Source organism: Ignavibacteria bacterium (genome assembly GCA_016873845.1).
In the GTDB taxonomy this organism is placed as follows: Bacteria; Bacteroidota; Ignavibacteria; order Ch128b; family Ch128b; genus JAHJVF01.
Map to the genome: position 1 here is coordinate 1 of VGVX01000086.1, position 10070 is coordinate 10070.

Sequence of the window (10070 nt, forward strand, 5' to 3'; positions counted from 1 at the left end):
GAATGATATACTGCGTGCAGGTGCATGATATCATTCCAATTGTTTTGTTTTTCTTTCAAATTCACAATATTTAAAAATAGGTCTTGCATATCTATAATCCTTGTATTATTCAGTCTAATGGACTCTTTACTCCCAATCCCCAGTTTAAAACATGCGTATATATCATTGTCGTTTTTACCGACTTTGGACTGTAATAGTTTGCTCGCAGATTTATTCTAACTTCATCAAGTCCGTTAGCTAACGGATTTGGCTTTTGCCCGTATGATTGAATTAAGTTCATTCTTTAATTCTCCCAGAAGTATTTTAGTAATCATTCGAATGAATGTCAAGCTGTTTAGTTAAAAAGTTCATAAAGTTTGAAGTTCATAAAGTGGGAAAGTTCTCCTTCGCCGACTGGAATCTTTGTTTTTTGTTCTCTCGATACGTTTCGATAAACCTTTATGCCGACAGGCAAGATCGGGACTACTCGAGAACCAATATAAATTTAGGGTTTCGCGTAATCCGTCAACTGACGGGTATATCGAGAAGTCGTAATTTGCAGCCGCTTATGAAGCGAACGAATGTGTTAAAAAGTTCTAAAGAAGTAATGGAAGATTATTAATCAGTTAAATCTCGGTCCTTTACTTCATCAACACCATTTTTTTCGTTTCAACATACGAGCCGGTACGGAGCTGATAGAAAAACACACCGCTCGTGAATGCAGAATTTGGAATGCGGAATGAGGAGTTGTGAATACCTGGTTCTAATACTTCGTCGACTAAAGTTGCAATTTCCTTACCGAGTATATCATGAACTTTTAATGTTACATGACTTAATCTTGGAATTTGAAATTTGATATTTGAATTGCCATTGAACGGATTCGGATAGTTTTGATAAAGATAAAATCCATTGATCAACGATGAGCTTCCGGTATCAAGTGTTAGGTCACGATTAATTTGTTTTAAGATGTAATTATTTGGGTCCATCACTACGTTTGTCGGCTGCTTCGAGAGCACAAAAGAAAAGCTTTGATCTATAACATCATTAATGACTCTGACTGTGGTGTCTCCGTTTGCGAACTGGATTTTAATTTCAAATGGCATTTTGTAGAGAGGATAATGAGTCTGCTTTTGTTTGAGAAAAATATTTAATGTATAACTTCCTGCGCCGTTATCCATCACATTCCAATTATATACATACTGCGGATGATTTGGCTGGTGGACCCACTGATTTATGAAATAAGAGAAATCCGATCCAATTGTCGCGGAAACAGAATTCTTAAAATCATTTGTCGTAGCAGTTGAGTAAAGATGATTGAGCTTGTAATCCATCAATGACTTGAAGAAGAGTGAATCGCCAAGAACAAAACGCATCATGTTTAGAACGAGTGCGCCTTTGTAATACGAAATTGAAGCATTGAAGATGTATGCAGGATTATAAATCGCATATCCCGGATTATTACTAAAGTAGTAATTCGCTTTTGCTGTCATGCTCGAGAGGTAAACCTCTTTCCCCTGAGTGAATTCTCTGTACAAGTCTTCAGAGAAAGTTGCGAATCCTTCGTTTAACCAAATATCTTTCCAGGTTTCGCATGTGACCAAATCGCCCCACCACATATGAGCGAGTTCGTGTGCAATTCCGCTTTGACTGTCGTTCGTGATCCAACTTCGGTTTATTGTTGAAAGCGTTTGGTGTTCCATTCCGCCGAAAGAAAACGGGCGAACATAAGCATGACCATATTTAGCGAAAGGATACTTGCCGTAGTAAGTTTCAAAACATTGCATCATTGTTGGAAGGTTTCTTGCGACATAAAACGCTTGCGTTGAATCTGACTTCCAGAAGTAATGTTGAATCTCGATCAGCTCATTTGGCGGATAAATAGAATTTACAAATTGAGAAAAACTTGAATATTTAGAAGCAGTTACAACAAGCAAATATGTAGTAATTGGATTTCTCTCAAACCAGATAAATGTTGATGAATCTCCAATCGTTGTATTTGATTGGAGCAGTCCATTTGAACCTGCGGTAAAGCCATTCGGAACTTTAATTGTAACTCGTGCAGAATCTGCCTTATCGGAAGGGTCATCGTAACAAGGAAACCAATATCGCGCATCGGATGGCTCAGTCATTGTATATGCCAGATGCTCGAATGTTTGTGAGGATTGAGCATAGTAATAGAATCCTAGGTTATCAGTCCGTGTCCGTTTGAAGAAAATTTTTACTTCGAAAATTTCATCTTTGCTGTAAGTTCTGTTTAGGTTTACAGTCAATACATTTGAAACTAATCCGTAAGGAACGCTAGTTCCATTTTGAGTTACACTGTCAACTGCCAATCCGCAGTCGAGTTTCATTTGGTTGAGTGCAGCTGCTGTATCGACTTCTGCACGGATTAAAACATATCCGGTGTAGTTTCTGTTTTCATTTTTTAAAACTTGATACCAATCGAGATAAATATCATAAAATAAAACATCGTACTCGTGCGGCGTAAGAATTACTTTGTTCATTTTGTTAACAACATGCGGTTTCGAACAATGTAACTCGATAAATTCACTTTGTACCTGTGAGAGAAGAATTTGCGATGTAATTGTAACTGCCATTAAGGCAGAGAAGAATAATTTCATTATGTTCCTTATGACTAAATTTATTGTGGATCAATATAAAACAAATCATAAAAACTTTCAGGAGAAAAACTAACAAATAATTTGAGATTAATGATTTGGGATTTATGATTTATGATGGAGCAACTATCTGATTACACAAGAATAGTCAATGAAGTTATTATTAATTGAAGTCATGCAAATTCAAAAAATATTGAAAAAAATTGTCTCAGCGAATCGCTGCTTGGTTTTCTCGATACATCCCGACTCATTTCGCAGACAAATTTTAGTCGGGATACTCGAAAACCACTAAATTTTTAAAGGTTCTCGAGTAGTTCCGAATATTTAGCGGAAAACGACTAAGAATCGGGACGTATCGAGAGAACTCATTCGAAGCTCAAATGCAGGCAGTGCGTAACTTCAGTTAACAACTAACTAGCATGAGGTCAACAGGACAGAAATTATTCCTTGAGAATCTTTGTGACTTCGCGACTTAGTGGCAGAAAAAAGACTCGTGAAAAAATAATACTATAGCTATACGCTTGAGATTTGGATTATTAACTCGCACAATCTGTGGTTCCATCAATTGCTTTTCAGAATCAAATGAACTATTTTGAAGCGAATTATTAACAAATTTTTAGTTTGAATGACAGATAATCCACAAGAATCAAAGTCTGCTGGCCCACAGCAAAGTGACGGCAAGAAAAAAAGACGTTTTTATTACCGCTCACGTTACCGAAAAAAATATTCCGATTCAGTTAGCAAATCAAGTTTTATTAAAAAAATATCAATTGTAATTCCTTTTTTGAATGAAGAAGATAGTCTTCGTCCATTAACTATCGAAATCAAGAAGGTCATATCAGCAATTCGAAATGTTGAGTACGAAATAATTTTCATCGATGACGGAAGCAACGATAGATCAGTTGAAGTAATAAACAATCTCAAAAAAGATGATAAGAATTTAAAGCTGATCCAATTTCAAAAGAACTATGGAAAATCTGCTGCACTTTCGATTGGTTTCAAGCATGCAACCGGCGACGTGATCGTCACAATGGATGCCGACCTGCAGGATGACCCGCGTGAAATTCCAAATCTTATAAAAAAAATAGAGGAAGGTTTCGATTTAGTCTCCGGCTGGAAGAAAGTCAGATTCGATCCATTCATAAAAAGAACAACGTCAAGATTTTTCAACTTTGTAACTTCTAAAATGACTGGAATTAAAATTCACGACTTTAACTGCGGATTAAAAATGTACCGTAAAGAAGTCGTCGAACGAATTAAAGTTTATGGAGAGATGCACCGTTATCTTCCCGTGCTTGCCCATTGGAATGGATTCAAAGTCGGTGAAATCGTTGTTCAGCATCATCCTCGCAGATATGGAAAGACAAAATTTGGTGCGAGCAGATTTATTAAAGGTTTTCTCGATCTAATCACAATTTTATTTACCACACGTTATTTAAAACGTCCGCTTCATTTTTTCGGAACAATTGGAGTGCTTCTCTTCTTAGCAGGATTTCTGATTGATCTCTGGCTTGTATATGAATGGGCGTTTCAACAGACTTATCTCACAAATCGTCCGATGCTGTGGCTCGGTATTTTATTGATCTTGCTTGGAGTGCAGACAATAACAATTGGACTTGTCGGCGAGATGATTGCACACAATTCCCAAACTCACGAAGATTACACAATTAAGTCGATTAAACTTTAATCGAGTAGTCTCATATGGCGAAGAATCCCAAAAAGAAACATTTCACAAAAAATGTTAAAGAGAAAGATGCGTCTGGTATTTTCGATTTCCTGAACGCTCTTCTCGCAAACCAGCGATTTCCTTATATACTCTCCGGAATTTATTTTATTGTTATGCTGATTGTAAGTCTATCGTATCATACAATCGGGGATTACGGCGTCGAAACGGATTTCTATGAAGGTATGGTTTATGAAGCAAAAGAATTTCTGAAAGGAAATTTGATCATTGAAGGATACAAAGGTCCGCTTTATCCAATTTTTCTTGCACTGCTTGGATTTGTTTTCAAAGATTATTTTACGATTGGTGTTATAATCTGCGTAGTGTATGCGAGTTTGTTTATTTTCTTTACTTACAAGACAATTGAAAAAATTTATTCCGCCCAGATCGCATTTGGTGCTGCACTGCTGATAATGTCTAATTCTGTGTTTATACAGTACTCATACTCTGCTGGTACTGATTTATTTTTCTGTGCACTTGCAATGATATCGATCTATTTTTTGGTGAAAGGAGAGCAGCTCAAACTCTCATATATATTTCTATCAGGATTCTTCGCTTCACTGGCATTCTTAACTAGAACCAATGGATTGTTTTTGCCAGCCGCGGCATTATTTTGCTTTGTGGGAATTAGATACACATCGAGGCATTGGAAAAAGATCTTTCAGCAATCTTTGATTTACATTGGCGGATTCCTAATCTTAAACATTCCTTGGTCAATCTATAAATACGTTCACAAAGGAGATTTTTTATACGATAGAAACTTTACGAACACAGCTTGGGAGTTATTCGGGCAGGGAAAAATGAGCTGGGATTATTTTCAGGCGGTCGAGTCGCCAAAGTTCAATTCAATGGCTGATGTTTTTCTCCGCGATCCGGTTCATTTTTTGAAAGAAATTTTTGTAATAAACTTTTATGAGAATTTTGTCGGTGACCTTGAGAAACTTCTATCAATTCCTTTTGCGGTTTTACTTGTAATTGGAGTGATTGCTTTATTCAAGAGGAAATATTTCAAAAATCAAGTTTTCTTTTTTATCAATATCTTGTTCTCATTTTTAATTCTGCTCCCAGCATTTTACAGTGAAAGATTTTCAATGTTTCTTATCAGCGGTTATGGATTGATTGTTCTTTTATTGCTGAATCGAGAGCAGTTGCTGAAGATCAATCTTGGCGGATTAAAATTATCGCTCATAATATTTTTAGTTGTCTTTGTTTGGTCAATGGTCGAAAGCATCACACACAATTCAAAGCAGATAGATTTCGGACCGCAAGAAGTTCTAGCAATTTCAGAAGCTGCACCTGACAGTATTAAGACAGAAACGAACTGGGTGATCGCACGCAAACCTCACATCGGGTATTATTTGGATATGTCGTACAGAAAAATTCCTTTTGTAAGTACATACGACAGCTTAATCACTTGGATGAGAGAAAAAGAAGCCGATTACTTTTTCGTCAGTTCATTTGAAGCACAGACTTTAATGTCGTACACAACAAATCAAAACGAGCAGCAGAAGTTTTATAATTTGTTGAATGCAGAAGCCCTAAAACCAGAGTTGATCCCGGTCACATATATGAATTATCCGCCTGCGGTTCTGTATAAATTAATTAGATGACATAATTTTTTGCGTAATGAATCCGAATCAAAGTTTTTCCAATGTCATTCTGAGCAGAACGAAGAATCTCAATAAGTCATTTAGAATCAGAGATATTCCGCTTTTCTTGTGGATAATTCTATCCATCGGATTTATCGCGCGAATTATTTTTTCAATCTCACTTGAGTATTCAATCGTTCATGGAATTTCATCTGATGACAGCTATTATTATTTCCGAATTGCTCAGAACATTGCGAATGGTTTTGGTTCAACCTTCGATCAATTAACACCGACCAATGGATACCAACCTTTGATAATGATCCCATTGATCTTAATTTACTCACTATTCGCTTACACTGAAATTTTATTGCCAGTAATCATTGGGCAAATTTTCCTCACAATCGTTAATCTCTTTGCGGCGATTTTAACATATAAATTGATGATGCGATTGAGTGATGGCTCGAAGCTTGCTTCAATTATGACTGTTACTTTTCTTTATCTTAATCCGGTTTTTATTGCAATTAATTTTAAAAGTCTTGAAACAAATCTCTATTGGTTTTTCCTTGTTTTGTTTCTTCTCTACTATTTTAAGAACAAAGAGATTGAATCATTTAAGATTGATTTTATTTCTGGAATTTTAATTTCACTCGCTGCACTTTCGCGGCTTGATGGTGCCTTTATTATCGCAGCGTTGGCTTTGTACATTTTTTTTAGAAAATCATCTTCGGTTTTGGTGAGGATTAAGAAAATATTTAATGTTGGATTGGGGTTCTCATCACTTTTCGTTCCGTACTTGATTTATAATCAAATTGTTTTTGGACATTTTGTACCGATAAGCGGCAGGGCAAAAGTTTTTCATAATCACAGAGCAGTGCTGGAACAAGTCGGAAGCTACTTCTCGTTCGATTTTATTTTGTACGAAATAAAAAGATTTTTCTTTCCGTTCAACTTCGATCTTTTCAAACATCGGGGATTTGGAACATTTGAACAAATTTTCGTAGTAGTGGGATTAGTTATTTTATTTTTGATCGTAATTTATCTTTTCAAATCGAAACTAATTCATCAAATACTCAGCCGTTTTAATGTACTCGGATTCTTCTTTCTATTCTTGTTGTTCCATTATTCATTTTACACACTCTACTTTTGGGAATATCGATTCTATTATTTCTTGCCTGAGATCATCACAGCGGCAATTTTCTTTGGTCTGCTCATTGATGAAATAAAAAACAGATGGAATAGAAATGAACCGAAAAACAGAATTGTCTGGAATAAGGTATCCCTCTCAGTCATGATTATTTTGCTCGCGGGTTATGTTTTTGCTGCGAGACAAATTTTCACAGCCCAGCATGAACAGTCACTCGCATACAAATCAAGTTTGTGGATCAAAGAAAATATTCCTTTGGATAAAATTCTTGGCTCGGCGAATACAGGAATTCTTTCTTACTTCACGCAAATGCGTTTTGTGAATCTTGATGGAATGGTGAACAACGATGAACTTATAACCGCCATAAAAAACGGGGAAGAAAGTTATTTCGATTATTTGAAAAAGTATAAAATCGAATACTTCAGCGATTATTTTTTGGGTTCGATTCCTGAAAACAAATATAATTTCCCGAAAATCTTGAATGACAAATATTCCATTATTCATGTAGTTACTGATGAAAATCTGAAATATCAATTGCTGAATCACATGTTAATCATCAAATTGCAGTTATGAAGAAGAAAATTTGCATCGTTGGTCCAGCTTATCCTTACCGCGGAGGAAATGCTTTGTTTGTGGCTCATCTTTATTCCGCATTATCCGAAACGTACGACGTTCAAGTAATTAATTTTACAAAGCTTTATCCGAAGCTTTTCTTTCCGGGAACCCGGCAGGAAGATGTAAGTCAAGTAGGAATTAAAACTCATCCATCAGAAAGAATAATTGATTCGACAAATCCATTTACTTGGTTTAAAGCTGTGCGAAAGATTAAATCACTTAATCCGGATTTGATCGCATTCATCTGGTACAATCCATTTTTCGGAATGGCGTTTAACGTTATCTCCGGCAGATTAAAAAAATATTTTCATGGTAAAGTATTGTTCATCGCTGAGAATATTATCTCGCACGAAGCACGGTTCATAGATTCGTTTTTAACTAAAATTGCACTCCGCCACGCGGACAAGTTTTTGGTTCTTTCTGAGATAGTCGAGAAAGGAATTAAAGAACTTTATCCAGGCAAAAATGTTTTCCGTTCATCGCTTCCGATTTACGATTGTTACCAATTCGATAGCTTGATAACAAAAACAGATGCGAGAAAGAAAATTGAACTCCCAACAGATAAAAATGTGATTTTGTTCTTCGGGTATATTCGTGCATACAAAGGACTCATGTATTTGATAGAAGCAATGCCCAATGTTTTGAAGTTCGATCCTGATGCAATGCTATTAGTTGTAGGAGAATTTTACGAAGAGAAAGAAAAATACTTCGATGCTGTAAAAAGTCTTGGATTAGGAAGAAATGTGAAGTTTGTGGCGGAATTTGTTCCGAATGAGGATGTCGGTTTGTACTATACGGCTTCGGATCTGGTTGTGCTGCCGTACAAGTCAGCAACTCAAAGCGGAATTTTGAACATTGCGTATGGATTTAAGAGACCTGTTGTGGTAACGAACGTCGGTGGACTCCCAGAATTAGTCGAAGAAGGAAAAACAGGTTTTATTGTTGAGGCAAACAATCCAAACACAATTGCCGAAGGAATTATTAAATATTTTTCTTCTAAGGATAAATCAAAATTCGAAAAAAATATTGAAGAGTTCGTCCAAAAGAGTGGATTCAAATCGATAGAAGCCGTATTCGAAAAAATATTTAATTCTCCATGAAACTTTGTGGTCTCTGTGATGAAATTCTTTTCCTTTCACAGAGATTTACTGAGAAGGCACGGAGATGCATTGAGCAGCAGAATAACTTCTACTATATTTTTCTATTGAGATACTTGCTTAGATAAATTCTCAATTTTTTAAAAAGTTGAGTTTACAACTAACTCATTTAAGCTGATACCTGTATAAACCTTTTTTTACACCGTCCATTACAACATACAAGAAGTTGTTTTTTGGGTCATATCCAAGTAGTGTTTTCTTATTAATATCTGAGCCAAGCTTGCTCCAAGTACTGCCTTTATCTTTTGAGATATAGACGTAACTGCTATCACTTCCTTTGTAGGTTGCAGTAACGAATAATTGATCCTCAAGATTTATAAGGATATCACTAAATGATGAGCGGTTAAAATCATCATTATTGATTTTTGTAAATGTTGCGAATGCGTCATTTGTAATGCCAAGAAATTCATTAACACTTTGTGAAATAATTCCAAAACCGAACAAAGAATATTTACTTAAGCAATGCTGTATAAAATTATTATCTGGGTAAGAGAAAAATTTCCATGAATTACCAATGTCGGTCGTTCTATATATACCTCTAGATGCATCGGAATATAAAATTGTTGGTGGAGTTAAATAATTTATTGAAATATCTAATGGAATTTCGCCTGGTCTTGATAATTTTTCGCTTAATTCATACCAATAACTACAATTTTCTTTGCTTTTTATTAGACTACCAGAAAAGAATGGAGCGCATTCTTCAGTACCTCCATAGATTACACCTCCTACATACGGATCAACAGTAAAAACTTTTATGTATTGTGTCGAACTTTGGGGTATGCCTGAATCTGCCGGCATCCATGAATAACCATAATCTGATGATTTAAAGAAATAAATTATCCATCTATTAAATTTTTCATTGAAAATACGAGCTAAGGCATTTCTATTTGAAAAATAAACCATATTTGAATTGACTTTATCCCACATAAGATAAGCAGCTGGATAATTGAACATTTCAATATTGGACCATGTTTTCCCATAATCATTTGTGACGTAAAGCATGTTTTCATCAGTTGAGGCAATTATTCTCCATGGTTCTATTTCGTTAATCGCAAAATTAGTTACCTTTTTATTTTCTAGACCAATTAAATCAAATTCACCAGTTTGAGGTTGAAACTTTGGAAGATTAGAATCTGTTTCAACAGGGGACTCTTTTTTGCAGCTAATAAACCCAATAAAGACAATTAAGAAAAGGATTATTTTTAACACTTCTTTCATTTTATATCTCCTTATAATTGATAAAAA

At 35.4% G+C, this 10070-nt stretch carries 6 protein-coding genes; 4 read left to right on the plus strand and 2 right to left on the minus strand.

What is annotated here, in order from left to right; all coding sequences use genetic code 11:
- Nucleotides 1-620: 620 nt before the first annotated feature.
- Nucleotides 621-2600 carry a T9SS type A sorting domain-containing protein gene (locus FJ213_11860; GenBank protein ID MBM4176847.1) on the minus strand — a complete coding sequence of 660 codons (1980 nt, stop codon included), beginning with the start codon at nt 2598-2600 and terminating at the stop codon, nt 621-623.
- A gap of 622 nt (nt 2601-3222) precedes the next feature.
- Between FJ213_11860 and FJ213_11865 the strand changes: the two genes are divergently transcribed.
- Genes FJ213_11865 through FJ213_11880 form a run of 4 tightly spaced genes read left to right on the plus strand, consistent with a single transcriptional unit; the run spans nt 3223 to nt 8768 of the window.
- Nucleotides 3223-4284, plus strand: coding sequence for a glycosyltransferase family 2 protein (locus FJ213_11865; GenBank protein MBM4176848.1), 1062 nt, complete (start codon nt 3223-3225; stop codon nt 4282-4284).
- Between the two features lie 14 nt (nt 4285-4298).
- Entirely contained in the window at nt 4299-5930 is a 1632-nt protein-coding gene (locus FJ213_11870; protein ID MBM4176849.1) for a glycosyltransferase family 39 protein, read from the plus strand.
- Nucleotides 5931-5946: 16 nt separating this feature from the next.
- Nucleotides 5947-7626, plus strand: a complete 1680-nt coding sequence (locus FJ213_11875) for a hypothetical protein (GenBank protein ID MBM4176850.1) — start codon at nt 5947-5949, stop codon at nt 7624-7626.
- Complete coding sequence (locus tag FJ213_11880) at nt 7623-8768, plus strand: glycosyltransferase (GenBank protein ID MBM4176851.1); 1146 nt, start codon at nt 7623-7625, stop codon at nt 8766-8768. Before FJ213_11875 ends, FJ213_11880 begins: the two co-directional genes overlap by 4 nt.
- Nucleotides 8769-8930: 162 nt before the next feature.
- Here FJ213_11880 and FJ213_11885 read toward each other — a convergent pair whose 3' ends face one another.
- On the minus strand, nt 8931-10043 hold the full coding sequence (locus tag FJ213_11885) for a hypothetical protein (protein ID MBM4176852.1): 1113 nt from the start codon (nt 10041-10043) through the stop codon (nt 8931-8933).
- Nucleotides 10044-10070: the final 27 nt, after the last annotated feature.

Excerpts from the sequence above, each read along its gene's own strand:
- FJ213_11860 (MBM4176847.1), bottom strand. The coding sequence starts at position 2,600 with ATGAAATTATTCTTCTCTGCCTTAATGGCAGTTACAATTACATCGCAA.
- FJ213_11865 (MBM4176848.1), top strand. The coding sequence starts at position 3,223 with ATGACAGATAATCCACAAGAATCAAAGTCTGCTGGCCCACAGCAAAGT.
- FJ213_11870 (MBM4176849.1), top strand. The coding sequence starts at position 4,299 with ATGGCGAAGAATCCCAAAAAGAAACATTTCACAAAAAATGTTAAAGAG.
- FJ213_11875 (MBM4176850.1), top strand. The coding sequence starts at position 5,947 with ATGAATCCGAATCAAAGTTTTTCCAATGTCATTCTGAGCAGAACGAAG.
- FJ213_11880 (MBM4176851.1), top strand. The coding sequence starts at position 7,623 with ATGAAGAAGAAAATTTGCATCGTTGGTCCAGCTTATCCTTACCGCGGA.
- FJ213_11885 (MBM4176852.1), bottom strand. The coding sequence starts at position 10,043 with ATGAAAGAAGTGTTAAAAATAATCCTTTTCTTAATTGTCTTTATTGGG.